General features: G+C 63.2%; 21 protein-coding genes. 11 read left to right on the top strand and 10 right to left on the bottom strand.

The features are described 5' to 3' along the window. The first annotated feature begins 44 nt into the window (after window positions 1–44). Entirely contained in the window at window positions 45–824 is a 780-nt protein-coding gene (locus ACQK2G_RS05200) for an AAA family ATPase (protein WP_425403966.1), read from the top strand. A 463-nt stretch (window positions 825–1,287) separates the two neighbouring features. Here ACQK2G_RS05200 and ACQK2G_RS05195 read toward each other — a convergent pair whose 3' ends face one another. After that, window positions 1,288–1,878 (bottom strand): hypothetical protein, encoded by a 591-nt coding sequence (locus ACQK2G_RS05195; RefSeq protein ID WP_425403965.1) that lies wholly within the window; start codon window positions 1,876–1,878, stop codon window positions 1,288–1,290. A 164-nt stretch (window positions 1,879–2,042) separates the two neighbouring features. On the opposite strand from ACQK2G_RS05195, the gene ACQK2G_RS05190 reads away from it, so the two are divergent. The 3 genes from ACQK2G_RS05190 to ACQK2G_RS05180 all read left to right on the top strand — a co-directional run bounded on the left by ACQK2G_RS05190 (window position 2,043) and on the right by ACQK2G_RS05180 (window position 4,762). Next, window positions 2,043–3,482, top strand: coding sequence for a hypothetical protein (locus tag ACQK2G_RS05190; protein ID WP_425403964.1), 1,440 nt, complete (start codon window positions 2,043–2,045; stop codon window positions 3,480–3,482). Next, the gene (locus ACQK2G_RS05185) at window positions 3,479–3,919 is read left to right on the top strand and encodes a hypothetical protein (RefSeq protein WP_425403963.1); all 441 of its coding nucleotides are present in this window, start codon (window positions 3,479–3,481) and stop codon (window positions 3,917–3,919) included. The genes ACQK2G_RS05190 and ACQK2G_RS05185 overlap by 4 nt, the downstream gene beginning before the upstream one ends. 228 nt (window positions 3,920–4,147) lie before the next feature. Next, complete coding sequence (locus ACQK2G_RS05180) at window positions 4,148–4,762, top strand: HD domain-containing protein (protein ID WP_425403962.1); 615 nt, start codon at window positions 4,148–4,150, stop codon at window positions 4,760–4,762. A 15-nt stretch (window positions 4,763–4,777) separates the two neighbouring features. Here the strand turns inward: ACQK2G_RS05180 and ACQK2G_RS05175 are convergent, their stop codons facing one another. Further along, window positions 4,778–5,584, bottom strand: coding sequence for a phytanoyl-CoA dioxygenase family protein (locus tag ACQK2G_RS05175; protein ID WP_425403961.1), 807 nt, complete (start codon window positions 5,582–5,584; stop codon window positions 4,778–4,780). A gap of 163 nt (window positions 5,585–5,747) precedes the next feature. Here ACQK2G_RS05175 and ACQK2G_RS05170 point away from each other — a divergent pair, with 163 nt between their 5' ends. Beyond that, a complete protein-coding gene (locus ACQK2G_RS05170; protein ID WP_425403960.1) occupies window positions 5,748–7,394 on the top strand; it encodes a GMC family oxidoreductase in 1,647 nt (548 codons plus the stop codon). Window positions 7,395–7,502: 108 nt separating this feature from the next. After that, entirely contained in the window at window positions 7,503–8,009 is a 507-nt protein-coding gene (locus ACQK2G_RS05165) for an OsmC family protein (RefSeq protein ID WP_425403959.1), read from the top strand. A 19-nt stretch (window positions 8,010–8,028) separates the two neighbouring features. On the opposite strand, the gene rimO is transcribed toward ACQK2G_RS05165, so the two are convergent. From rimO to ACQK2G_RS05145, 4 genes are all read right to left on the bottom strand, one after another. Further along, entirely contained in the window at window positions 8,029–9,387 is a 1,359-nt protein-coding gene (gene rimO, locus ACQK2G_RS05160; protein ID WP_425403958.1) for a 30S ribosomal protein S12 methylthiotransferase RimO, read from the bottom strand. A 55-nt stretch (window positions 9,388–9,442) separates the two neighbouring features. After that, on the bottom strand, window positions 9,443–10,714 hold the full coding sequence (locus tag ACQK2G_RS05155) for a caspase family protein (RefSeq protein WP_425403957.1): 1,272 nt from the start codon (window positions 10,712–10,714) through the stop codon (window positions 9,443–9,445). A 61-nt stretch (window positions 10,715–10,775) separates the two neighbouring features. Further along, the gene (locus ACQK2G_RS05150) at window positions 10,776–11,162 is read right to left on the bottom strand and encodes a GFA family protein (RefSeq protein ID WP_425403956.1); all 387 of its coding nucleotides are present in this window, start codon (window positions 11,160–11,162) and stop codon (window positions 10,776–10,778) included. Between the two features lie 16 nt (window positions 11,163–11,178). Further along, window positions 11,179–12,018 carry a CmcJ/NvfI family oxidoreductase gene (locus ACQK2G_RS05145; RefSeq protein WP_425403955.1) on the bottom strand — a complete coding sequence of 280 codons (840 nt, stop codon included), beginning with the start codon at window positions 12,016–12,018 and terminating at the stop codon, window positions 11,179–11,181. 159 nt (window positions 12,019–12,177) lie between these two features. Here ACQK2G_RS05145 and ACQK2G_RS05140 point away from each other — a divergent pair, with 159 nt between their 5' ends. Next, entirely contained in the window at window positions 12,178–13,095 is a 918-nt protein-coding gene (locus ACQK2G_RS05140) for a transcriptional regulator GcvA (RefSeq protein ID WP_425403954.1), read from the top strand. A gap of 124 nt (window positions 13,096–13,219) precedes the next feature. Then, window positions 13,220–14,413 carry a DUF2235 domain-containing protein gene (locus ACQK2G_RS05135; protein ID WP_425403953.1) on the top strand — a complete coding sequence of 398 codons (1,194 nt, stop codon included), beginning with the start codon at window positions 13,220–13,222 and terminating at the stop codon, window positions 14,411–14,413. Between the two features lie 33 nt (window positions 14,414–14,446). On the opposite strand, the gene aspS is transcribed toward ACQK2G_RS05135, so the two are convergent. Continuing rightward, the gene (aspS, locus tag ACQK2G_RS05130) at window positions 14,447–16,228 is read right to left on the bottom strand and encodes an aspartate--tRNA ligase (RefSeq protein ID WP_425403952.1); all 1,782 of its coding nucleotides are present in this window, start codon (window positions 16,226–16,228) and stop codon (window positions 14,447–14,449) included. Window positions 16,229–16,472: 244 nt separating this feature from the next. Between aspS and rnd the strand changes: the two genes are divergently transcribed. Next, window positions 16,473–17,636 carry a ribonuclease D gene (gene rnd, locus ACQK2G_RS05125; RefSeq protein ID WP_425403951.1) on the top strand — a complete coding sequence of 388 codons (1,164 nt, stop codon included), beginning with the start codon at window positions 16,473–16,475 and terminating at the stop codon, window positions 17,634–17,636. A gap of 26 nt (window positions 17,637–17,662) precedes the next feature. Further along, complete coding sequence (locus tag ACQK2G_RS05120; RefSeq protein ID WP_425403950.1) at window positions 17,663–18,880, top strand: M23 family metallopeptidase; 1,218 nt, start codon at window positions 17,663–17,665, stop codon at window positions 18,878–18,880. 23 nt (window positions 18,881–18,903) lie between these two features. Here ACQK2G_RS05120 and ACQK2G_RS05115 read toward each other — a convergent pair whose 3' ends face one another. Beyond that, on the bottom strand, window positions 18,904–20,403 hold the full coding sequence (locus tag ACQK2G_RS05115; protein ID WP_425403949.1) for a Ppx/GppA family phosphatase: 1,500 nt from the start codon (window positions 20,401–20,403) through the stop codon (window positions 18,904–18,906). Between the two features lie 15 nt (window positions 20,404–20,418). Beyond that, window positions 20,419–22,587, bottom strand: coding sequence for an RNA degradosome polyphosphate kinase (locus ACQK2G_RS05110; protein ID WP_425403948.1), 2,169 nt, complete (start codon window positions 22,585–22,587; stop codon window positions 20,419–20,421). Between the two features lie 200 nt (window positions 22,588–22,787). Between ACQK2G_RS05110 and ACQK2G_RS05105 the strand changes: the two genes are divergently transcribed. Next, entirely contained in the window at window positions 22,788–23,312 is a 525-nt protein-coding gene (locus tag ACQK2G_RS05105; protein ID WP_425403947.1) for a SixA phosphatase family protein, read from the top strand. Between the two features lie 33 nt (window positions 23,313–23,345). On the opposite strand, the gene ACQK2G_RS05100 is transcribed toward ACQK2G_RS05105, so the two are convergent. Beyond that, complete coding sequence (locus tag ACQK2G_RS05100) at window positions 23,346–24,857, bottom strand: CHAD domain-containing protein (protein ID WP_425403946.1); 1,512 nt, start codon at window positions 24,855–24,857, stop codon at window positions 23,346–23,348. Window positions 24,858–24,965 lie beyond the last annotated feature (108 nt).

Here is a 24,965-nt window from a genome sequence, read left to right as displayed (position 1 = left end):
AGTCGATTGCATAGTGAACCGCCTGGAGCGGAAAGGGTTTCGTAATGAGTGACGCCAATCAAAAGGCTTCGCTTGCCGCCATCGACGGCAGCCGGATGATTGCGGTCGGCAGCGGCAAGGGCGGCGTCGGCAAGACCTGGTTCTCGATCACCTTGAGCCATTGCCTGGCGCGCCAGAAACGCAAGACGCTTTTATTCGACGGCGATCTGGGCCTGGCCAACGTGGATATCCAATTGGGGCTGATGCCGAAGCGGGATATCGGCGAGGTTGCCGCCGGCAAGGCATCAATGAAGGGCGTGACCACCCATTACGATGCCGGCGGTTTTGATATTTTGGCGGGCCGTTCGGGCGGCGGGGCACTGGCCACCTTGCCGCCGCCCCGGCTGCTGCGCATTCGGCAGGAATTGTCGGACTATTCGAAGAATTTCGATGCGGTGGTTCTGGATCTGGGAGCCGGCGTCGACCGCACGGTTCAGATCCTGGCCGCGCCGGCGCATCTCTGCCTGTTGGTCATCAACGACGAACCGACCAGCCTGACCGACGCCTATGCCTTCATCAAAGTGGCGCATCAGGCCGGCACGCACGAAAATATCCAGATCGTCGTGAACATGGCCGAGAACGCCGCCGCCGGTAAGAAAACCTATGAGACCTTGGCGAAGGCCTGCACGAATTTCTTGAAGTTCACGCCGCCCCTGGCGGGCGTCATCCGCCAGGACAACAAAGTAAGGGAAAGCATCCGCGCGCAAATGCCGTTGCTGACACGGTCGCCCACCAGCGCCGCAGCGTCGGACGTGGAAGCGATCGCCGCCCGGATCCAACTCTAGGGCCGTCGGCGGGACAATGACGGTGCGCGCGCTCGGGATGACCGGAGCATGAGTTCGTCCATCGACCTGCCGCCCAGCGGACAAAGCCAACCGGCCCAGCCGACACCGTCCGGGCAAAGCCAGACCCCTGCCGCCGTGCTGCGGGCCGATGCGGCCGTAACCCAAGCCCTTTCCAGAGGCACGGTGCTGCAGGGAACCGTGACCGGCACACCGACGGTCGGACAAGTCACGGTTCAGACACCGGCGGGATCCGTGACCCTGCAGACCGCGGTTGAAATTCCGGCCAACAGCCCGGTGACGCTTCAGCCCGGCACGGGCGAAGGACAGATCCGACTGTCACTGCCGCAATCGCAAACGGGGTCGCCAACAGGGGCACAAACGGTCAGCCAGCCTCCCGCGACCGAACGGCCGCCCGCCGTCGTCACCACCCTGACCCAGGGCGCGACGGTGACGGCCACGGCGGTCAATCCGCCCGGCACGGGCCCACAACAGCCGCCGCAAGCGCAACCGCCCGCCGGTCAGCAAACGCCGCCGCAGCCGCCCACAGCCTCCGCCACGGCAGCCGTTCAAGCATCGTCGCCAAGCCCGCCGCCGACAGTTCAACCGGCACCACCGGCTCAACCCACGGCAACGACGCAACCGGCGCCACCGCCACAATCGAACCCGGCTCAGGCGCCGTCGCCACTACAGACTTCAGCACAATCAACCCCGGCACAATCAGCACCGGCTCAATCGGCCCCGGCTCAATCGGCCCCGGCGCCCCAGCAGTCTCGCTCCGCGCCGCCCCCCTCTTCGGGATCGGCCTCTGCGTCGGGATCGTCCACGCCTTCAGGGCCGTCTTCGTCTGCCGGATCGCCATCGACGACCGCGCCGCAGCAGCAACCTGCCGCGCCGCCGGCACAGTCCTCAGGCGCATCCCAACCGTCCGCCGCGCCGCCCTCGCCTCAGCCGCCGCCGGTGCAATCAACACCGGTACAGTCGGCTCCCGTTCAACCAGCCCCCGTTCAACCGGCACCCGTTCAACCGACCCCCGTTCAACCGACTCCGGCTGCACCGCCGGCGACGCCGCCTCCCCCGATCCAGAACGCGCCAACCCAGAACGCGCCAACACAGAATGCACCGGCGCAACCCGCTCCGCCCACGGCAGGTCAACCGGTCACCGCACCCCCTACCGACCAAATCCCACCCAGTCAGGCGCCGCTTCCGCAGCAGCCGACCGTGGCGACCGTCGTCACCGCATCGCCGTCGCTCAGCCGGGTCTTGATCGCGGGCCAGACCGTTCAGGGCACCGTCACTGCGGCACCGCAGGCAATCCCGGCGCCCGGGCAAGGAACCGCGCCCCCTTCTGCGGGCTCGGTGACCATCCAGACGACCTTCGGCACAATCACTTTGCGGCTTCCGATTGCGGTGCCGCCCGGTTCCGGCCTGACGCTCACGACCACGGGCAAGGCACCTTTGCAGACCGTCCAGGTTTCCTTCACCGCGCCCGGATCCGGAAATCCGGCGATACCGGGGCAAGCCGCCGGACCGCAGGCCGCGCCAACGCCATCCGCCGCCGGGGTCGGTACTGGTATCGGTACTGGTGCCGGGGCGAAGACAATCGCGACGGCCACCAACCCGGCGCAAGGCCCCGCCGGTGCAGCCCCGAGCGCGCAGAGCAACGCAGCGACAGCCGGGTCGATCGCCGCGGGATCCACCGTTCCCGTCCGGCTCGCCGCCATTCTGCCGCCCGGAACGCCCGCACCCGCCGTCGCGGGTCTGACCAACAGTGCGGCCCCCGGCCTGCCGGTCGTGATCGGGTCGGTGATCGGGGAGACCGCCTCGGGCGCCGCGCTGGTCCGCACCCCGCTCGGCCATTTCAGCGTTCCGGTCGGGTCACGTCCGGTGCCTTCCGGCACGGCCCTGGTTCTGGAATTCACGGCGCAACCGACTCCACCGGCAGCCGGCGGCGCCGTTCATGCAGGCCAGGCCGTCGCTCGTCAGGTTGGCGGCGGACCGTTCCAGGCGCTACAGGAAGCCCTCGCCCTGCTGCAGCAGGCCGATCCCGGCGCCGCCCAGCAGATCGCGCAATCCCTGATCCCGACCGCCGGCCCGCAACTCGGCACCGCCCTTCTGTTTCTGCTGCAGGCCGTCCGGCTGGGCGGTGCGCCGCGCTGGCTCGGCGGCGACGCGGTGAGAACGCTGGAACGCACGCGGCGCGGGTCCGTGGACCGGCTGAGCCGGGACCTCGGCGCGCTGCGCGGCAAGGCGATGGACAGCGCGGGCGGCGAATGGCGCAGTTATCAATTGCCGGTTTCGGTCGGCGGCGAGATCGAGGCCCTGAAACTCTATCTGCGCGACAAGGAAAACCAGGCCCAGGACGAGGGCAGGGAAAAGACCAAGACCGGTCAGCGCTTCATCATCGAGGTGAATTTCACCCGGCTCGGCCCCTTCCAGTTCGACAACATCGTCGAGAAGAAACATATCGACCTGATGATCCGGACCCACGCCGCCCTGCCCTCTGACATGCGGCGGGACATCCAGACCCTGTTCGCCGATACCGTCACCGCCCTGGGGCTCACCGGGCAAGTCGGTTATCATGTGGTGAAAAGCTTTGACCTGACCGCCGTGGACGGACCATCCGGGTCGGACGGGGTGCGGGAGGACCTGAGTATATGACCGATATCGAACCGGGCGCGGAACCGCCCCTCGACACCGAGGACGAACGGATCCGGCGGCAGTCGGCCATCGCGACGACGCCCAACCCAATTCCGCAGACCGACTATCTCTGCCATCTCTCTGGCAAACTGACCTCGTACGGCGGCCAGACGATCACGGTCGAACTGCGCTATGTGCCGGACAAATGGATCCTGCTGCCGGCCGCGCTGGCGGATTACCTGCACGCATTGTCGCCGCCGGACCGGGAAGCGCTGGAACTGACCGCGTCCCTGCTGATCGACGACCTCAACAACCAACTCGTCGCCCGCTGGCTGCAGATCGTGCTGACCGGCCCGCCCGAGCCCGGCGCGGATATCACCGCCCACCGGATCCTGCTGGAGGACCGCCAGCCGCAATGGGACAACCCGGCCCTGCTGCAACGGATCGCCGGTTTCTGATGCCGGTGCCTCAACAAATCCGAAATTGATCGATAAATCGAAAGTGTTAATTACCTGCGTTTTACTGCAAAACGCATGAAAATAAAGTAACGGCGTACGGTTTCTTCAAATATTGAAACAGAAACGTCACGGTAATTGCCTTAAAATGACCTATAGTCGTTGCTACCTTGCACCACCATGTAGCGTAGCAGCGTTTTCACCCTGGCAATGGTACCGAGGCACCAATCCATGTATGCGAGCGCACCGGAATATTCGGGCGATCCCCTGCGGTTTTCCGACCGGCTTCTGGCCTGGCTGATGGAAGCCGGGGAGGAGATTGCGGCCGGGCACGGCCTGTCGCTGCTGGATCACAGCCTGCAGACCGCCGAACTGGCCAGACGGGAAAACGCGCCGAACCATGAGGTGGTGACCGCTCTTTTGCACGATACCGGCAAGATTCTGCTGGAGCATCAGGGACCCGACGGCGCCGCAGCCGCCACGCGGTGCAGCGAGAAGGTGGGCGCCGCCTGGCTGGCGCGCTACTTCCCGCCGGCCATTTCCGAACCCGTCCGGCTGCATCAGATCGCCAAACGCTGGCTCTTCGCGCTGGACAAGGGATACCGCGACGCGCTCAGCGACGAGGCCTTCCGGGCGCTCGCCGAACTGGGCGGCCCGATGGGCGAGACCGAGCGTCAGCAGTTCGAACGTCATGAAAGCTGGAGCGCCGCCGTCGCGCTGGCCCGCCGCGACGACATGAGCCGCGGCACCATCGGCCTCCCGACCGATATGGCCGCCTACCGACAAGCCGTCGCCGACTGCCTCTCCCCCCAGAACGCCATTCAGGTCAGCAGCCGGGTGGCGTGACTCGGCATTCGACGGTCAATAGCTCCGCCAAACCGTTGGATAGTCTTCGCCGCGATACCGTTCACCATGGGCGAAGCCGGGGTCAGTCGTGGGGATCGCGACTTCTCCCTTGCGTTTGAAGACGCGGGCGTCGTCACCGAGCCAGCGTGTCGCGAGCGCCCGGCGGCGGGACTTATACGGGTTGCCGGGCGCGCCGTGGACGACCATCGCCTGGAAGACAAGGCAGTCGCCGGGTTCGAGCGCGAAACTGAGAATGCGGTAGTCGCCGCGATTTCCTTCGATCTCCGGCAGCGGCGGCAGGTCGGTGCCTTCATAGGGTGTGCCGTCGGAGAAGTGATAGGGGTTGTGCGCCTGCCACAGATGACTGCCGGCGACGTATTCAACCGAGACGTCCTTGGGCACCGGGTCGAACGGCACCCAGAGGGAGGCGACCTGCCGTCCCGACACAGCCCAATAGGGCTGGTCCTGATGCCAGGGCGTGCGTTCCGCCGTGCCGCCTTCCTTCACCAGAAGCTGGTCGTAGAAGAAGGTCGAGGTGCCTGAGCGCATGATACCGCCCGCCACCTCCGCCGCCGGGGATTCCAGCACGAATTTCCGGAAGGCAGCGTGGCGCTTCCAGACATCAAGATCTCCGAAGAAGCGCCCGCCGCTGGCTGGGTCGGCATAGTCCTCCGCGAACGGGCCGGGAGCGGCCATCGCGTCCTCCACCGCGCCCCGCATCAGGTCGATCCATTCGGTCGAGAAGACGCCCCGCAGACAGACCACGCCGTCCTGCTCGTAAGCCGTTATGTCTGCGTCACTGATCTCAATCGGCACGCCCATACCGAAAGCCTCCCCTCCCGACCGCTTAAGTCTGTCACGGCGCGCCGTCAGGTGAAAAGCGTTGTGATGGGCGGCAGGGAATGGGGGTGCGCGCCGTCTTGCCCGGCCCCCTCCCACTGCCTAGGCTGCGGGACAAGAAATGGTCTTTTGGGAGGATCGTCTGATGGCATCTGGTACAGCGGGGGGCGCCGCGGGAAATCGCCGTTCGGTCGGCTCGTTCGATTATATCGTCGTCGGCGCGGGGTCCGCCGGCTGCGTGCTGGCCAATCGCCTGACGGCGGATGGGACGAAGCGTGTGCTGCTGTTGGAAGCGGGCGGCAAGGACGACTGGTACTGGATCCACATTCCCGTCGGCTACCTGAAGACCATGCACAATCCGCGCACCGACTGGTGCATGATGACCGAGCCGGACGAAGGCCTGGGCGGCCGGGCGCTGAACTATCCGCGCGGCAAGGTGCTGGGCGGCTGTTCCTCCATCAACGGCATGATCTATATGCGCGGCCAGGCCCGCGATTACGACCAATGGCGCCAGATGGGTAATACCGGCTGGGGCTGGACCGACGTGCTGCCCTATTTCAAGCAGGCTGAGGACTTTCAGCACGGCGCCGACGACTTGCATGGCGAGGGCGGCGAGATCCCGGTTCAGGACGGGCGCAGCCATGTGGAAGTGCTGGACGCCTTCATGGAGGCCGCCATCGAGCACGGCATTCCCAAGACCGAAGATTTCAACCGCGGCACCAATGAGGGCGTCGGCTATTTCCACGTCACCCAGCGCAAGGGGCTGCGTTGGAGCGCGGCAAAGGCCTTCCTGCATCCGATCAAGCATCGGTCGAACCTGACCCTGCAGATCAAGTCCCAGGCGGAACGGGTGCTGTTCAAGGACAAGCGCGCCGTGGGGCTGGACTTCTCCATCAACGGCGAACCCGTGACGGCGGAAGCGACCGGTGAGGTCATCCTGGCGACCGGTTCGGTCGGCTCACCACATCTGCTGCAGCTTTCCGGGATCGGCCCGGGCGGGCTGTTGCAGGAGCACGGGATCGATATCGTGCACGAGGCAAAGGGCGTCGGCGCGAACCTGCAGGATCATCTGCAGATCCGCACCGTCTACAAGGTCAAGAACACCAAGACGCTGAACGAACGGGTGAACTCAACCTTCCAGAAGGCCTTGATGGGTATCGAATTCGCCCTGTTCCGCACCGGGCCGTTGACCAGCGCGCCCAGCCATCTCGGCTGTTTCGCCAGGTCCGACCCGTCGCTGGAGACGCCGAACCTGGAATATCACATCCAGCCGATCTCTACCGACAAGCTGGGCGATCCGCTGCATCCCTTCCCCGCCTTCACGGCGAGCGTCTGCAATCTGCGCCCGGAAAGCCGCGGCAGCATCAATATCAAGTCGCCGAATTTCCGCGACCAACCGGCGATCAAGCTGAACTACCTGTCGACGCCAGGCGACCGCAAGGTTGCGGCCGACGCGTTGAAGCTGACCCGGCAGATCGTGCTGGAGACGGATCGCATGAAACGGCACGAGCCGGAGGAACTGCTGCCCGGCCCGCAATTGCAGACGGAAGAGGAACTGGCCGACGCCGCCGGCAAGATCGGCACCACCATCTTCCATCCCGTCGGCACCTGCCGCATGGGGAACGATCCGGAAGCCGTCGTCGACGACAGCCTGCGGGTCCGCGGCGTGGAAGGCCTGCGCGTCGTCGATGCCTCGGTCATGCCGACCATCACGTCGGGAAATACCGCCGCACCGACCATGATGATCGCGGAAAAAGCTTCCGCCATGATCCTGGAAGCGGCAAAGGGCTAGGGCGACCTCACGCAAGCGTGTCGGGTTAGGACCGGTCAGGGCTTTGACCCGCCCCGGCCACGCGCTTAGCCTTCGGGCAACAATCGTAACACTGGAAGGGGAAACGCCATGAAGGCGGATGAGTTGCGCGCCCTGCAGGCGCCGATCAAGGAAAAGTACCGGGACAACCCGGATGCCGCGCGGGTCATCTTGAAGGCCGAGGGACGGCTGGGCGACGGTATCGCCTGCCGGATCGAGACCGGCAAGGCGATCGCGGAAGCGGGCCTGCACCCGGCGACCGGCGGCGACGGATCGCAGCTTTGCTCCGGCGACATGCTGCTGGAAGCGCTTGTCGCCTGCGCCGGCGTCACCTTGAAAGCGGTCGCCACCGCGCTCGACATTCCTGTCCGTGACGGCACGGTCACGGCCAGCGGCGTGTTCGATGCGCGCGGCACATTGGGCGTCGACAGGGAAGCACCAGTCGGCCTCGATGCCATTGAGCTCAAATTCGAACTGGATGCCGATGCGTCGGAAGAGCAACTGGCCAGCCTGCACAAGCTGACCGAACGCTATTGCGTCGTGCTGCAGACAATTCGCGGCAACGTGCCGGTGGACTCGTCGATCTCGTTGCAGTGACGGAAGGGAGGGGCTGAGATCAGCCCTTGACCTGTCCCCACAGGTCGTAGTCGCTTGCCTCGTCGATTTCGACCTTCACCATGTCGCCCGGTTTGAGGTCGCCCCCATCAGGACGTCGGGGGTCGTCGATGAAGACATTGCCGTCGATTTCCGGCGCGTCCGCATAGGACCGCCCGACGGCCCCTTCCCCGTCGACGCTGTCGATCAGGACATCCAGCGTCTGTCCGACGCGCGCGGCGAGGCGCTTTTCGCTGATCGCCTGCTGATGCGCCATGAAGCGGTCCCAGCGTTCCTGCTTCACCTCGTCCGGCACATGGCCGTCGAGTTCCTTGGCCGCCGCGCCGTCGACATTCTCGTATTTGAAACAGCCGACCCGGTCCAATTGCGCCTCGGTCATCCAGTCCAGCAGGTACTGGAAGTCCTCCTCCGTCTCGCCGGGGAAGCCGACGATGAAGGTCGACCGCAGGACGAGGTCCGGACAGTCGCGCCGCCAGGACTGGATGTTGTCCAGCGTCCGCTCGGTCTTGCCCGGGCGGCGCATGGCTTTCAGCACCTTGGGGCTGGCATGCTGATAGGGAATGTCGAGATAGGGCAGGATCTTGCCCTCGGCCATCAGGGGGATGACCTGATCCACATGCGGGTATGGGTAGACGTAGTGCATCCGCACCCAGACGCCGAGTTCGCCCAGCGCCTCGGCCAGGTCGTAGAACTTCGCCTTCACCGGGCGACCGTTCCAATTGCTCTCGGCATATTTCAGGTCGACGCCATAGGCGCTGGTATCCTGGGAGATGACGAGCAATTCCTTAACCCCCGCCTTCACCAAGCGTTCCGCCTCATACATCACCTTGGCGGCCGGGCGGCTGGCCAGCTTGCCGCGCATCGACGGGATGATGCAGAAGCTGCAGCTGTTGTTGCAGCCTTCGGAAATCTTCAGATAGGCGTAATGCCGCGGCGTCAGGCGCAGCCCTTCCGGCGGGACGAGGTCCTGGAACGGATCGTGCGCCGGGGGGACGGCATCATGCACCGCGCCGACGACCTGCTCGTATTGCTGCGGGCCCGTCACGGCCAGCACGTTCGGGAACTGCGTCCGGATCAGATCCTCGTCGACGCCCATGCAGCCGGTGACGATGACGCGGCCGTTTTCATCCATCGCCTCGCCGATCGCCTCAAGACTTTCCGCCTTGGCGCTGTCCAGGAAGCCACAGGTATTGACGATAACCACATCCGCCCCGTCGTAATCGGGGGATAGTTGATAGCCTTCGGACCGCAGCTTGGTGATGATCCGTTCGGAATCGACGAGCGCCTTGGGGCAGCCGAGACTGACCAGGCCGACTTTCGCGGGCGCGGCCGGGGCTGCGTTTTCAGGTGTTGTGTTCATGGCGCGGGAAATAGGCCCAAACGCCCCATTTTGCCAACGATTTTTGAGAGAACCGTTATTCAGCCGCCCGAACCGAGAGCAATTCCTCCTCGAAAGCCGCCGGATCGTCGGCGGCAACCAGGGTCATGTAACTCTCGAAATCGATCACGGCGCCGTCGCCGACGATCTTCAGGGTCATGTCCGGCTGCAGGGTCATGTAGACCGGGCCGGAGATCGTCACGTCATAGCCGATATAGGACCCGGCCTTGTCGCGCTTGAAACTGTGCCCGGTGATCTTGCCCGGCGATACCGAGGTCACCGGCAGCAAGTGGTAGCCGTCGACCGTGTACAGCCTCCCCTGTTCGATCCTGAACCGCGTGCCCCCGGTGATATCCAAGCGCCAAACCCCGTCGACCGGTGTCGGTTGCGTCGCGGGAACCTTGTCGACCGTCTCCAGCGTATCGGGAAACAACAAGCCGGACGGACCGGGCAGTGGATCGGCCATGGCTCGTTCGATATCGCCGCTGATGATGGATTGGCGCGGGACCGGCGGCACGGGGACGGGCTGCGCCGCGGGCGGCACGGCTGCGGCGGCCTGTCCGTTGAAATAGAAATCCCCGATCAGGGAGGAGGATTCCCAGGGCACCTGGCGATTGCTGGTCCGCTCCAGAACCTCGACCCGCACCCGCTTGAAGACATCCTCCACCTTCAATCCCGGGATCTGCATCGAACGCGCGAGCGCCCTGGTATAGGGACTGTTGCTGCCGTCACCGTCCTCCGCCACGCGGCCGGGCGCGGTCGAAAACGCGACCAGCGTGCCGGTCGGCGCATCCATGCGGGCCAGACCGCCGCCGCCCGACCGTGTGCCGCCTTCGAACGGATTGTTCCGGCAGGCGTCGAGCACGACGATGTTCAGGCCCTCGTATCGGTTGAGCGTTTCCAGCACGGTCGAGGCCTGCACCCCTTCGATCTTTACGTCCAGCGGATCGGAAATCTCGGCGTCGACCGGGATCAGATAGTTCTCCCCGTCGATGCGGATGCCGTGGCCGGCGTAATAGATCAGCGCCACGGACCCGCTCGGCGCCTCTTCCAGGGTTTGTCCGAAATCGACGATCGCGCGCCGCATGTCCCGCCGGGTCAGGTCGGTGTGGAGTTTCACGGCAAATCCTAGCCCGGCCAACGTCTCCGCCATCAGGGCGGCATCATTCACCGGGTTCGGCAGCGGCGCGGTCCTGTAGGCCGAATTGCCGATGATAAGGGCCAGACGCTGCCCCGCCTGCGCTTGCGCGGGCAGCGACGCATAGGTCCAAAACACGGCGAGGAAGATGAGAAGCGTGCGTCCGATCATACCGCACGCTAGCCGAAAAGTTTATAATGGGAAACTTATGAAGGCGGAACGGATCTACGCCCTATCTAATCACCTTCGGCAGCGGGTAATAGTCACCGGCGAAGTCGGTGTAAATGTTCTCAACCAGTCTCAAGCCGGTCGGCTGATCCAGCGTTCCGGCCATGACGGAGATCGACTCGCCGCCGACCTCGCGCCAGAACAGGTTGCCGCCGCACGCGGCGCAGAACCCGCGTTCCGCGCGCTCGGACGAGCGAAACCATTTCAGGCTATCGGATTTCTCCAACTGCAACTGCGCCGCCGGCATCCGGGTCGCCGCGACATGGAAACCCGAGGTCTTCTGGCATTGCACGCAGTGACAGGCGACGACGTCGCTGATGGGTCCGGTGGCGGTGTATCGAACACCGCCACATAGACACGATCCCGTATAGGTTCTGCTGTTTTCGCTCATCCTGCTCTCGGCTTCGTCAGTCGTTAAAAAAGGCGAAGGTGCGAACTTCCATGCTGATCCTCGGCGCCGCGCCCTCCGGCGTGGTCGGATCCTCGAACGCCGTATGCGGCGACAAGCGTGCCCGTCCGTCACGGGCGCTGTCAAAGCCCTTGATCAGGATCACTTCGTCCGGCGTCATCCGCGGATAGTAGAACCAGCGCTGTCCCAGGTTATGGGCAAGCTCATAGATCTGCCCCTGCCGATCGCCGTAATCCAGCGTGGTCTCGATCAGGTCCTTCTCGCGTACACTGCGGGCATCCGCGAGGGCCAGCGGCAGGGCCTCCACGACATTCTCGAAAGGGCGCCAGGCATTGACCTGAATGTAACGGCCCTGAAGACGCCTGCGGCCCTCCTCCTCACCCAACAGGTCGATGACCCGCTGCGGCGCGGAGCGTTCGGTGTAGTCGTTATGGACATGATGTACCGGCTTCCGCCGCTCGGCCCCGTCCCTGCCGATGCGGATCGTATGATCGAAGATCACCACGTCATCCGCGCCGGTCTTGTCCTTCACCAGGGCTTGGATCTCAGGGTAATAGATCGATTTGATCGCGTCCTCGTCATCCAATCCGGTCAACGCCGTCGGAACCGAGTAGAGTGAAAACCCTTCCCAATCCAAGGCCGGTCCGCGCGGTACCTGACGGCCGTTCACGATCGGAACCTCACGCGGGTCGTAGGCATAGTTTCGGCCGTGTTCCCAGCCGACCCCGGCGACGTCGATCCTGGGATTGGGCGATGCCGGGTCGATGAAGTTCAGAACCGCACTGACATGCGTCCGGTCGGACGGCAGACGGGTCGAAACCGGTGAAATGCTATTCATGACAAGCTCCGTGAACAGGGTTATTTAAGTATTTCTATCGTTCATATTTCCTTGGCGTGGCTTCCCACCCGCTGCGTTCCTTTAAATTTCGTCCCGAACACGCTAATCGGCAAACGATGATTTCTTGGCATATTCGATAGATTTACTTAATAATAAAGCATGGTCGATCTGCCGCCCCTGAACAGTCTTCGCGCCTTCGAGGCCGCCGCCCGCCATTTGAGTTTCACCAAGGCGGCGCAGGAGCTGCACGTCACGCCGGCGGCGGTGAGCCAGCAGATCCGGCAATTGGAGGATTTTTACGGCCTGCCCTTGTTCCGCCGCACGACCCGCTCCCTGATCCTGACGGAAGCGGCGCAAATGGCCCTGCCAGATGTGAAGGAGGCTTTCGAGCGGCTGTCGGAAGCAAACCGACGCCTGCAGTCCGACCGCCACGGCAATATCCTGACGGTCAGTTCCAGTCCCTCCATGGGAGAACGCTGGCTGTTGCCGCGGCTGGAGCGGTTCCGGTCGCAATATCCGGATATCGACATCCGCATCGATACGACGGACCGATTGGCGGATTTCAAGAACGACCGGGTCGATATCGCCATCCGCTACGGTCGCGGCAATTACGATGGGCTGGAAGCGGATGTCCTGATGCAGGACGTCGCCTTTCCGGTCTGCAGCCCGGCCTTGTTGGACGGCGACAAGCCCCTGCGCAAACCGGAGGATCTACGCCACCACACCCTGCTGCATCCGGAATGGCGGCAAGAGCGAGACGCCCAGCCAAGCTGGCAGATGTGGCTGCGGGCCGCCGGGGTTACCGGCGTCGATGTCACGCGCGGCTTGCGGTTCAGCAGCGATACCATGCTGGCCCATGCCGCCGCCGACGGGCTCGGCGTCGCGCTTGCGCTGTCCTCGATGATCCAACGCGAACTGGCGGACGGAAAGCTGGTCCGTCCCTTCGGCGAGACAGGATCGGAAATCACCACCGCCTTCCGCCCCTTCCTGGTCTATCCGAAACGCAATCTCGCCCTGCCCCGCGTCGCCGCCTTCCGCGACTGGGCGCTCAAAGAAGCGGCCACCCCGCGCCTCTAGCGTTGCCGATCCGATATCGGCGATCCCTTCCCGCTGCCATCGGTTCGCGGTAATCTGGTGCGCCTTAATGGCGATACACGTCTAATATCAAGAACCCATTCCGGCAGGTTGGAAGGAATTGGCCATGCCCGACGGATACGAAAAGAAGCGTCTGGTCGTCTGTCTCGACGGCACCTGGAACGACCAGGACTCGGAATCCACCATCACCAATGTCGTGAAGATCATGCGCTGCGTGAAGGCCCACGATGCCAAGGGCAATCCGCAGGTCACCTTCTATGACGCCGGTGTCGGAACCGGGAACAAACTGGACCGGCTGATGGGCGGCGCCTTCGGCAAGGGCTTGGAGGACAACGTCCTGGACGGTTATCGCTTCCTGGCCAACAACTACGAACCCGGTGACGAGATCTTCATTTTCGGGTTCTCCCGCGGCGCGTACACGGCGCGGACGCTCGCGGGCCTGGTGTGCAAGTTCGGCTTGATGACCAAGACGAACCTGTACCGCGTCGGCGAAGCCTGGCGCTGTTTCAAGGCCCAGCAGGACCTGCCCGCGGATTTGATGGCGGCGCAGCACGATGTCGGTGTCGAGTGTCTGGGGGTCTGGGACACGGTCGGGGCCCTGGGGATACCGGAAACGGTTCTGGACAAGGTCGGCCTGACATCGAAACAGAAGAAGAAGTACCGGTTCCTGGACATCACATTGTCCAGCAAGGTTCGCTGCGCCTTCCACGCGATCGCCATTGATGAGAAGCGCGCGCCTTTCCGGCCGACCCTCTGGCAGAAGAAGATCGGCGAGGAACTCACCCCGGGCCGGGTCGTCGAGCAGGTATGGTTCCCGGGCGTCCATTCGGATCTGGGCGGCGGCTATGCCGAACACGGATTGAGCGACAACGCCCTGCGCTGGATGCTGCGGCGGACCGGCGAGGAAACGGGGCTGGAGCTCGATCCATCGCATGTCGCACTGAACATGGACGAAACGCAACCAACCGCGGCCATGCATGACAGCCTGACGGCGCTGTACCTAATGAGCAAGATGATCAAATACGACCGCCCGATATTGGGCGTGCCGTTCGAACGGGGATTTTTCGGGCGCATGCGTTTCGGCACGCCGGGCGATGACGAGAAATACTCGGACCTGAAAGGGGGAAACGAATACCACCCCCAAGCCCTGCACCAAACCGCCGCCGACCGTCTGGGCCAGTCGGTCGAGGTCGTCACGAAATTGGGGTCCGACGGGCGGGCCGCAAAAACCGTCATTGAAACCTATGCGCCCGTGAACCTGCCGAAAGACAAGATCAGCGGCATCAAAATCGTCCCATAGAGCCGTCTTGATCCCGCCGGACCCGTTGGCAGGTCACTCCATGTCGAGCGGCAGGTCGAGCTTGATATGGACGTCCTTCAGCTGGTGCTCGTCCACCGGCGCGGGCGCGCCCATCATCAGGTCCTGGGCCATCTGGTTCATCGGGAACATGGTGACTTCGCGGATGTTTTCCGTACCCGCCAGCAGCATCACGATCCGGTCGATACCCGGCGCGGAGCCACCGTGCGGCGGGGCGCCCAGTTTCAGCGCGTTGATCATGCCGCCGAACCGGCTGTCGACCACTTCCGGACCGTAACCGGCAATGCCGAAGGCCTTGTACATCACTTCCGGCAGATGGTTCCGGATCGCGCCCGAGGACAGTTCCACGCCGTTGCAGACGATGTCGTACTGATAGGCCAGGATGTCCAGCGGATCCTTGCTCTCCAGCGCCTCCATGCCGCCCTGGGGCATCGAGAACGGGTTGTGGGAGAAGTCGATCTTCTGCTGCTTCTCGTCGAATTCGAACATCGGGAAATCGACGATCCAGCAGAATTCGAAACGGTTCTCGTCGATCAGTTCAAGCTGCTTGCCGATTTCCGTCCGCGCCGCCCCGGCGAAGTCGGCGGCGGCCGCCTCCTTGCCGCAGACAAAGAACACCGCGTCCCCGTCCTTGCAGCCTGCGGTTTCCTTGATCGCGGCGATCCGGGCTTCGTCCAGGTTCTTGGCGATCGGACCGGCGGGGCCGTCTTCCTTGAAATTGATATAGCCGAGGCCCGCCTGCCCCTGGCCCTGAGCCCAGGAGTTCAGCTTGTCGAACCAGCTGCGCGGCTGGGCCGAAGCGCCGGGCGCCGGAATGGCGCGAACCACGTTCCCTTCCTCGACCAGGCGGGCGAAAATCTTGAAATCCGATCCGCGGAAGCTTTCGGAAACATCGGCGATCACAATCGGGTTGCGCAGGTCCGGCTTGTCGCTGCCGTATTTCAGCATCGATTCCTTATAGGGGATCCGTGCAAAAGGCAGCGGGGAGACGGAGCGGCCGTCGGCAAATTCCTCGAACACCCCATGCAGGACCGGTTCGATCGCCGCGAAAACGTCTTCCTGGGTGACGAAGGACATCTCGAAATCGAGCTGATAGAACTCGCCCGGCGAGCGGTCGGCACGGGCGTCCTCGTCCCGGAAGCAGGGGGCGATCTGGAAATACCGGTCGAAGCCCGCGATCATGATCAGCTGCTTGAACTGCTGCGGCGCCTGCGGCAGGGCGTAGAACTGGCCCGGATGCAACCGGCTGGGCACCAGGAAGTCGCGCGCGCCTTCCGGGCTGGACGCCGTCAGGATCGGGGTCTGAAACTCCGTAAAGCCCTGGCCGATCATGCGCTGGCGGATCGAGGAGATAACCTGGCTGCGCAGCATGATGTTGCGGTGCATCTCTTCCCGGCGCAGGTCCAGGAAGCGATATTTCAGGCGAATGTCTTCCGGGTAGTTGGCATCCTGGTTCACGGGCATCGGCAGCTGGTCGGCACGCGACAGAACCTCAATCGAACGGATCACCACCTCGACCTCACCGGTCGGGAGATTCGGGTTCACCGTCTCATCGGTCCGCTTCACCACTTCCCCAGTGACCGAAATCACGGATTCGTTGGACAGGCGTTCCACCGTCTCGAACAGGTCTTCGGAACTGTCGATCACGCATTGCGTCAGGCCGGTATGATCGCGCAGGTCCACGAACAGCAGGTTCCCGTGGTCGCGCTTGCGATGGACCCAACCCGCCAGGCGAACGGTCTGGCCGGCATCGTTCAATCGAATCTGGCCGCAGGTATGGGTGCGGTAGGCGTGCATGATACGTGCTCCGGAAAATGATTGGCCGGGCCGAACGGAAAGGCCCGAAGACAAGGCCGCGATTGGCCATTTTCACGACGTGATGTCAAGGGTTCGGGGCGATTTTGCCGGTTTGGCCCCTCCCCGCCCGCAACTGAGGCTCGACCGATCGGCAGGCGCTATTATAGTAGCGGCTGACCTTTTCATTCGCCGACCGGCCCTGAATTCATTCCTTTCCACCGATCGTAAGTGAGCCTTTGACCGTATGACCGTTGTTCCCATCACCACCACCGAGGCCCTGGCGGCCTTTTGCGAGGCCCAGGCGGAGAGTGCCTTCATCACGGTCGACACCGAATTCGTTCGGGAGTCCACCTACTATCCACAGCTCTGCCTCGTTCAGGTCGCCGGCGACACGGATGCCGCCGCGGTCGACACCCTGGCCGAGGGGTTGGATCTGGAACCGCTCTTCGCTTTGTTGCGCAAGCAGGACCTGCTAAAGGTCTTCCACGCCGCGCGCCAGGACCTGGAGATTTTCTACACGCTGATGGGCTCGGTCCCCGCCCCGGTCTTCGACACCCAGGTCGCCGCCATGGTTCTCGGTTTCGGCGATCAGGTCGGTTACGAAGTGCTTGTGAACAAGGTGCTCGGTCAGTCTCTCGACAAGAGCTCGCGCTTCACCGACTGGTCACGCCGGCCGCTCACCGACCGCCAAATCGATTATGCCATGGCCGATGTGGACCATCTGCGCCCGATCTACGAGGAAATGCGCCGACGTCTGGACGATAACGGCCGCGCCCATTGGCTTAGCGAGGAAATGAAGGTCCTCACCGCCGAGAACACCTATCGCAACGACCCGGAACAGTCCTGGCAGCGGCTGAAAGCCCGCGGGCTGAAACCGCGCCCCTTGGCCGTATTGCAGAAAGTCGCCGCCTGGCGCGAACGCGAGGCCCAGCGGCGGAACACGCCCCGTAATCGCGTCGTGCGTGACGACACCATCCTGGACATTGCCGGGTCGATGCCGAAATCGGTCGACGATCTGCGCCGGATCCGCGGGCTGGGCAAAAACGTTCCGGACGGGCGAATGGGCCAGGAGATCTTGGCGGCGGTTCAGGAAGGTCTCGACATTCCGCGCGACAAACTGCCGAAGGTGAAACGGCGCGAGGTTCCGCCCCCCGGCGTTGCCCCGACCATGGAACTGCTGAAGGTTCTGTTGAAGGCGAAATGCGACCAGGAAGGCATCGCCAGCCGCCTGATCGCGACGGCGGACGACCTTGAGAAACTGGCCATGGACGACGAAGCCGATATCCAGGCGCTGAAAGGCTGGCGACGCGAATTGTTCGGGGAAGACGCCCTGAACCTGAAGCATGGACGCCTTGCCCTCACCGTCGGGAAGAGCTCCGTCAAGATCATGCCGGTGAGCGACGTTTAGGACCGGACAGGAGGAGGAACAGGACCGTGAGAACGCTGCTCGCCATTATCGGTCTCATTGTGTTGGGCGCGTTGGGTACGGTCGGCTTTCTCTATGCCCAGGAAGGGTCCGGCGGCAGTCTCGAAAAGGTCCTTTGGCAGATCCGCACCACCGTCGGCCAGGCGATCCCGGCACTCGCCCCATCGGAAGAAGCCCCCGTCGCGGCAGCCCCTGTCACAGCTGCCCCGGCCCCATCCCCGGCCGCAGCACAAAACACGGCCGCCGCATCGCCTTCCACAACAGAGGAATCCGCGGCGGAATCCGGACCGTTGAAATTCCGGTTTCCGGCGCAATGCGCAATCGGCCGCAATTGTCTGATCCAGCATTTCGTCGATGCGGAACCGGGACCCGAGGCGCTTGACTACAAATGCGGCGCCCTGACGACACCTGCAAATCAAGGACTGCATCTTCGCCTGCCGGGGCCGAAGGAAATGCTGAAAGGTGTTCCCGTCCTGGCCGCCGCGGCCGGCGAGGTCCTGCGTATTCGCGACGGCTTGCCCGATGTCGATGTGAAACTGGTCGGCCGCGACGCGCTGGGCAGTTCCGGTTACGGCAATGTCGTCCTGTTGAAGCACCGGGACGGATACCTGTCGGCCTACGGGCATCTGAAGCGTGGCAGCATCACCGTCGCCAAAGGCCAGCAAGTCCGGGCCGGGCAGAAGCTGGGCGAGATCGGCCTTTCCGGCGCGACGGATTTTCCGCATCTGCATTTCGAAGTGCGGCGGGACGGAAAGGTTGTCGATCCCTTCACAGGGCTTGAGGCCGAATCCGGCTGCGGCAAATCGGACGAGCCCTTGTGGAACCAGGCCACAATGGATCAACTGACCTATTATCCGTCCGCCATTCTCAGGATCGGCTTTTCGCATGTGGAACTGAATCAGGCCGCGTTGGAATACGGCCTGCTGGCCGGCGATGACGGGATTAGCGCCCGGAACACGAAGCTGGTTTTTCACGTCTATGCCGCAGGACTGCGGGCCGGCGACAAGGCGCGGTTCGAAATCCACGGGCCGTCCGAAACCCTGCTGACCGGAACGGAAGAGACCGTGCTGGAGAACAGCCCGACAGCGATTTTCCGAACCGGTCCGCCGGATCTGGGAACGGCGTTGGAACCTGGCTCCTATCGCGGCTCCTTCACCTTGCTGCGGGACGAGAACGGCCTGCTGAAACCGCTTCTGACCGCATCCTCGACGGTGGTCGTCAAATAGGGTGAAAGGCCGCTTCCGGGGCGTTAGGTCGTGACGCGCCGCACCGAAGCGGGACAGTTCATCGCCTTGGCGAGCGTGTTGAGGCGCCGTTCGACAACCTCGCCGAACAGGTTATCCCCTTCACCGTCCTTCACCTCCAGGACGAGACCCTCGTCGATCCGCCGCAAAACGAAGCAATCGAGCACATCGGAGACGCCGCCGGACAACGTATAGGCAAGCCGGATACCGAGACCGATGGCCCGTGCGCGCGCCATACTGTCTTCGTCCAGCAGCAGCTTTACCGTTGCCATGGCCGCGACATCGTCGGACGGTTGCGAATGACGGGCCGCGACCGCAAGCGCCATGAAGGCGCGTTCATTGTGTTCCGTTCCCACGAAGGGCAGGCGCATTACACGCATCAAGGCATGTTCAGCGCGATAATCGGGATGTTCGCCCCGGCCTATATCCGCCATCAGGCAGGCGGCATGCCGCAGCCGCGCCTCGGCCGGAGAGGAGTCCGGAAAGGCCGGCGCCAACCACTCGTTCAATCGGTCACCGGTGACCGCATTGGCATAGCGTGGCAGAGCCGTGCGTCGGCAGGCCGACAGCAGCGGGTCTTCCTGCTGCTGTTCCGGCGTCAGGCGCGCATACAGGCTGCCTTCCCGCAGACCGTAGGCCGACAGCATCACGCGGTTGGGTTTCACCTGCAGCAGGATCCGATGCAGCAGCATGCCCGCATAGGCCAGGGTATCGACGCGCCGCTTGCTGATGCCCTTGACCTTGCTGAGTGTATCGACGGAAAGATGCGACACGAATTCAAGGAACTCCACCGCCTTGCCATAGGGAATGCTGTAGTGGTGGATGATATGCATCGGATAGTCGGTGCGGATCATGTGTAGACGCGCCACGGACCGCCACGCCCCGCCTACCGCGTAGAAGGTGCGCCCCTTCCCTTCGGACAGCCACGGCACGGTCTTCAACGCTTCGTCGACCTTGTCGGTCGCCTTCGACGGATTCCCAAGTTCCTTCTTGCCGAAACGGATCGGCCCCAGCGGCAGGGTCGTCTGTTCACCGATCGCGGCCTTGCGAACGTTGACCAGTTCCACGCTGCCACCGCCCAGATCGCCGAGAATGCCATCCGCGTCCGGCGTTCCCGACAACAGGCCAAGCGCGGAATATTCCGCCTCCTGCTCGCCGGTGAGAACACGCATGCGCCGGCCGCAAGCCGCTTCGACCGCGTCGACGAATTCGGGACCGTTCTTCGCTTCCCGGACGGCGGCGGTTCCCAACATGTCGATCCATTCCGCGCCCATATGCTCCGCAAGGCCGACGAAACGGCAGATCGTGGAGATCGACTGGACGACCGCCTCTTCCGGCAATTCGCCCGTTCGGTCCAGGTCGCGCCCAAGGCCGCAGAGTACTTTTTCATTAAAGATGGGGAGCGCGGCGCGATCGGCGCTGTCATAGATGACCAGGCGAATGGAGTTCGACCCGATATCAATGACGGCGACGGGCGGCACGGCCGTGCGGAGAAGATCGGCCACTAGAGAAAAAATCCCTTACTTGCGTCTCGTGGCGCGGGTCTTAGACGTTTTCTTTGTCTTCTTCAATGCCGTCCCACGCCCGGAGAGGCTTGGATTGGTCATGAAGAAATGATGGCAGTTGAAACCGGCCCCTTCCGGTTTGTGCCGAATGAAGGCCCCATCCGGCTGCATCTCCCAGCTTTGCGCCTCGTCGTTCAGATTTCCCTTCATGACCTGTTCCAGAATCTGCCGTTTGACGGTGTGATTCTGGATCGGCACCAAGGATTCCACGCGGCGGTTCAGGTTTCGCGGCATCAGGTCCGCGGAAGAGATGAAGACATCCGCGTCGAGCGACGGCAATCCGTGGCCGGCGCCGAAACAATAAATGCGGCTGTGCTCCAAGAACCGGCCGACAATGCTCTTCACGCGGATATTGTCGCTCAATCCCGGAACGCCGGGGCGCAGGCAACAGATGCCGCGGGCGACGATATCAACCTGCACGCCCGCTTCCGACGCCCGGTAAAGCGCATCGATGATATCGGGATCGACGAGGCTGTTCGCCTTCAGCCAGATCTGCGCCTTCTGTCCCGCCTTCGCATGGTCGATCTCGTCCTCTATCTTCGCCATCAGCGTGGCCCGCAGATTGATCGGCGCGATGGCGAGCTTCTCCATCCCCGACGGGGTCGCATAACCGGTCATGTAGTTGAAGGTCAGCGCCGCGTCCTGTGCCAGGTCCGGGTCGACGGTGAAATAGCTGAGGTCGGTATAGATCTTCGCCGTGATCGGGTGATAGTTCCCGGTGCCGAAATGCACATAGGTGCGCAGCCGACGTCCTTCCCGGCGCACGATCATGGAAACCTTGGCATGGGTCTTCAGGTCGACGAAGCCGTAGACGACCTGCACGCCCGCGCGTTCAAGATCCCGGGCCCAGCGGATATTCGCCTCCTCGTCGAAACGCGCCTTCAATTCCACCAGCGCGGTGACCGACTTGCCGTTCTCAGCCGCTTCCTGCAGCGCCTTCACGATCGGCGAGTCGTTAGAGGTCCGGTACAGCGTCTGCTTGATCGCGACGACGGCCGGGTCATGCGCGGCTTGGCGCAGGAACTGGACGACGACGTCGAAGCTTTCATAGGGATGGTGAACGATGATGTCCTTCGCCCGGATCGCCGCGAAACAATCCCCGCCATAGTCGCGGATACGTTCCGGGAAACGCGCATTGTAGGGTTCGAACAACAGGTCGCGGCGTTCGTCCACGATCATCTGTTTGACGTCGACCAAACCCAAGAGCCCGTCCAGAACGAAGACGTCGTCGGTATCGATGCCGTTCTGTTCGATCACGAAATCGCGCAGGTCCTCCGGCATGTCCGCACTGATCGTCAGGCGGATGACATGCCCGCGGCGACGGCGTCGCAGCATGCTTTCGAAGGTGCGGACCAGATCTTCCGCCTCTTCATCAATTTCGACATCGCTGTCCCGGATGACCCGGAACATGCCTTTGCCCAACATCTCGAAACCGGGAAAGAGCCGGTTGAAATAGAGCGAGAGGACATCTTCCAGAAGGACGAAACGAACCGCCCGTCCGGGTAGCCGGATGAACCTGTCCAGGTTCGAGGGAACCAGCAGCAAGCCGTTCATGTGCCGTTCGTCGCTGTGCCGGAACAGTTCCAGCGCGAGCACGAGACCGAGGTTCGGAATGAACGGGAACGGGTGCGCCGGATCCACGGCCAACGGCGTCAGGGCCGGAAAAATCTGCTCAAGGAACCAGCCGTCCAGCCAGGTCTTTTCCCGTTGGGTGAGTTCGCCGGGCTGAACCAGGGTGATATGGGCGCGTTTCAACTGATCGACCATCTGCGACCAGGTATCCTGCTGCCGCAGCATCAGGCCGCGCGCTTCCTCCGAGATCGCATCCAATTGCTGGCGCGGCGTCATCCCTTCCTGGGACAAGGTCGAGATATTCGCCGCCACCTGCCCTTTCAGGCCGGCGACGCGGACCATGTAGAATTCATCGAGGTTGCTGGCGGAAATGGAGACAAACCGCAGGCGTTCCAGCAACGGATGGTTCGGATTCGAGGCTTCTTCGAGAACCCGCTGGTTAAACGACAACCATGACAATTCGCGATTGATGAACCGATCCTTCGACTTGATCGAGATCGCTTCCTGATTCGCCGCTTCGCTGATATTCGCCGCGGGCTTCGCCGTTGCCATGAACTTACTCCGGTAATTAGGGTGGAATCGAACACGCCGTGACGCGAAATCGCATCACGCGGTCGGCTCATACCCACTAAACTGTTACAATTTAATGATTTCACGTAGCACAAGCGCTTGGGGCTTGTGAAGTGATCCGTTTGTGACATATCCAGCCGACGCGAGCACACGAAGCCTCGAAACACGGAACGGAGACCCCCATGCTGACCCTGTTTCTACTTCGCCACGCGAAGTCCAGCTGGACCGACCCGATCCTGGACGACTACGAGCGCCCGCTCAATGCGCGCGGCAAACGGTCGGCCCCGGTCATCGGCGCCTATATGGAAGAGCACCGCTACGATCCGAAATTGATCCTGTGCTCCGGGTCCCGCCGGACACGCGAGACGCTGGGGCTCGTGCTGCCGTATCTGCACGGTGATGCGGAGATCCGATTGGAGGAAGGGCTGTATGCCGCGCATGACGGCGAAGCCCTGCTGCAACGCCTGCACGCGCTGGGCAACGGCCCTGACAAGGTCATGCTGGTCGGCCACAATCCGGCGGTCCAGGACCTTATCGCCATGTTGTGCGAGGAGGGCGACGAAACGGCCCTGTCGCGCTTGCGCCAGAAATACCCGACAGGTGCCCTGTCCGTCATTCAATTGGATGCGGTGAACTGGCGCGACGCCGGATCGACGACGGGCAGGTTGATCGACTTGGCCCTACCGCGGGAAATCCTGGCCGAATAGGGATCGACGTCGGCGCCGCCACCAGGCCGTTACCTAGTGCCAGAACGGCTTCAGCGTCTTGAACCCTGCCCAGGCCTTGTCCAACCCGCTCAGGCCCTGCTGCGTCCGCGCGGCATGCCACCCAGTCATCAAGGCCTTGGCGCGGGCCGCATCGGCGGTTTTCCCGAGGGGCAGCGTTTCCACCAACTCCCCCTGCACCAGCGCGTCGTTCAGCCCGCCCAAACAATCCTGCAAGGCAGCCAGCTGCTTGATGTAGACGGGCTTCTTCTTCCCGCCGTAAAGGCTTTGGAAGAATGAGGCCGCATAGCGCAGTTTCTTGAACTCGATCCGCAGCGGATGCAGGTCTTCCTCCGGCAGACGCCCGGGGTGCTTGCCGCAGCTTTTCACAACCGATTTCAGACGCTTGTCCAGGCTCTGCGATGCGAACTCCAGAAGGGGAATATCCGCGGCCTCGTGCCGGGCCGTCAGCAGCCATTCCTCCAACCGCAGCAGGATGGCCGAATAGCGCGAGGAATTCAGCGCCTCGACCGCCATGTCGTATCCTTTCACCCTGGACTGTTCCGCCACGTCGTGCAGGCGGACGAGGCTCGGCTCTTCCGGCAGGGCTTTCATCATCGGTTGGACCGTCTCCTCCAGGAAGACATCCAGGTCGCGGGCCGGTCCCAGGACCTGCTGCAACCAGCGCAAATCCTCCCGCGCGACGGAGAGCCTTTCCTCGTCCAAAGCGGATTTGAACAGGGACAGGGCCGCGCGGATGCGACGCACGCCGACGCGCGCCTGATGCACGCCTTCCGGATCCGCCCGTAGCATGACGACGGGCGCGTTGCTCATCACTTGAAGAATCCCGCTTTTGACCGATGCGGAGAATGCGTCCCATACCGACATGTCGGGGCTGAGATCCGGGTCTTTCGCCTTGTTGGGGGAAACTGGGGTGCCGGCAAAAAGCGCATAACCGCGGGCCGCCTTGCTGTCCCGGTCCAGGACCAGCGGATACTTTTCGATCAGCAACTGCGCGAAGGCGATCAGATCGGCCGCGGCGCCGTCGACCAGTTCCAGTTCCACTTCGGAAATCGGCACCGCGCGGTCGCCCGCGATGATCTGCCCCTCGTCCAAAGCCACTTCCAAACGGCTTGTATTGTAGACGATCTGCCAGGTCGTGCGTTTGATATCCGTCGTGAAGACAGCGGCAAGACCGTCTTCCTTGGTCGCCTTGCGCAGCCATTTGCGTAACGAAGGATCGTCGATCAATGACAGATCCGGCTCGTCATTCTCGACGAAGGCATTCCATTCCGTGCGCGACTGAAGCCCGCCCTGCATCCCTTTCGGGGCTTTCAAGGTTTGTTCCAGCGCCCGTCCCATCCGGCGGATTCGCAAGGCGACCTTCCGGTTTCGCAGCGCCAGACCGGGCGTGTCGAAATAAGTGCTGACCAGGTGGCTCCAGCCCGCCCTCGCCGTCTTGTATTCCTGCAGCAAGGGTGCGCGACGGAACCGCCCGGCATCGCGGGGCGCCAGCCGAAGTTTGATCTCTATTTCTTCAAAAGCCATGGCCGGATTTCGCGCATCGCCGAGCCTGCCGGTCCAGTGAAATTTCAATGTGATGTGAAAATTTCATGACATTGAAATTATTCTGTAACAAACGGATCGACGCAATCG

The sequence above is a fragment of the Hwanghaeella sp. genome (assembly GCF_965227365.1).
Lineage (GTDB): Bacteria > Pseudomonadota > Alphaproteobacteria > UBA8366 > Aestuariispiraceae > Hwanghaeella.
The sequence above is the reverse complement of the archived record's forward strand: the minus strand, read 5'-3'. Positions and strand labels throughout refer to the sequence as shown.

What these genes read in the sequence shown, in the direction of transcription:
- rimO (WP_425403958.1), bottom strand. Translation starts at nt 9,387, where the DNA reads ATGAACACAACACCTGAAAACGCAGCCCCGGCCGCGCCCGCGAAAGTC.
- ACQK2G_RS05150 (WP_425403956.1), bottom strand. Translation starts at nt 11,162, where the DNA reads ATGAGCGAAAACAGCAGAACCTATACGGGATCGTGTCTATGTGGCGGT.
- ACQK2G_RS05185 (WP_425403963.1), top strand. Translation starts at nt 3,479, where the DNA reads ATGACCGATATCGAACCGGGCGCGGAACCGCCCCTCGACACCGAGGAC.
- ACQK2G_RS05140 (WP_425403954.1), top strand. Translation starts at nt 12,178, where the DNA reads ATGGTCGATCTGCCGCCCCTGAACAGTCTTCGCGCCTTCGAGGCCGCC.
- aspS (WP_425403952.1), bottom strand. Translation starts at nt 16,228, where the DNA reads ATGCACGCCTACCGCACCCATACCTGCGGCCAGATTCGATTGAACGAT.
- ACQK2G_RS05180 (WP_425403962.1), top strand. Translation starts at nt 4,148, where the DNA reads ATGTATGCGAGCGCACCGGAATATTCGGGCGATCCCCTGCGGTTTTCC.
- ACQK2G_RS05135 (WP_425403953.1), top strand. Translation starts at nt 13,220, where the DNA reads ATGCCCGACGGATACGAAAAGAAGCGTCTGGTCGTCTGTCTCGACGGC.
- rnd (WP_425403951.1), top strand. Translation starts at nt 16,473, where the DNA reads ATGACCGTTGTTCCCATCACCACCACCGAGGCCCTGGCGGCCTTTTGC.
- ACQK2G_RS05155 (WP_425403957.1), bottom strand. Translation starts at nt 10,714, where the DNA reads ATGATCGGACGCACGCTTCTCATCTTCCTCGCCGTGTTTTGGACCTAT.
- ACQK2G_RS05200 (WP_425403966.1), top strand. Translation starts at nt 45, where the DNA reads ATGAGTGACGCCAATCAAAAGGCTTCGCTTGCCGCCATCGACGGCAGC.
- ACQK2G_RS05145 (WP_425403955.1), bottom strand. Translation starts at nt 12,018, where the DNA reads ATGAATAGCATTTCACCGGTTTCGACCCGTCTGCCGTCCGACCGGACG.
- ACQK2G_RS05100 (WP_425403946.1), bottom strand. Translation starts at nt 24,857, where the DNA reads ATGGCTTTTGAAGAAATAGAGATCAAACTTCGGCTGGCGCCCCGCGAT.
- ACQK2G_RS05170 (WP_425403960.1), top strand. Translation starts at nt 5,748, where the DNA reads ATGGCATCTGGTACAGCGGGGGGCGCCGCGGGAAATCGCCGTTCGGTC.
- ACQK2G_RS05165 (WP_425403959.1), top strand. Translation starts at nt 7,503, where the DNA reads ATGAAGGCGGATGAGTTGCGCGCCCTGCAGGCGCCGATCAAGGAAAAG.
- ACQK2G_RS05105 (WP_425403947.1), top strand. Translation starts at nt 22,788, where the DNA reads ATGCTGACCCTGTTTCTACTTCGCCACGCGAAGTCCAGCTGGACCGAC.
- ACQK2G_RS05110 (WP_425403948.1), bottom strand. Translation starts at nt 22,587, where the DNA reads ATGGCAACGGCGAAGCCCGCGGCGAATATCAGCGAAGCGGCGAATCAG.
- ACQK2G_RS05175 (WP_425403961.1), bottom strand. Translation starts at nt 5,584, where the DNA reads ATGGGCGTGCCGATTGAGATCAGTGACGCAGACATAACGGCTTACGAG.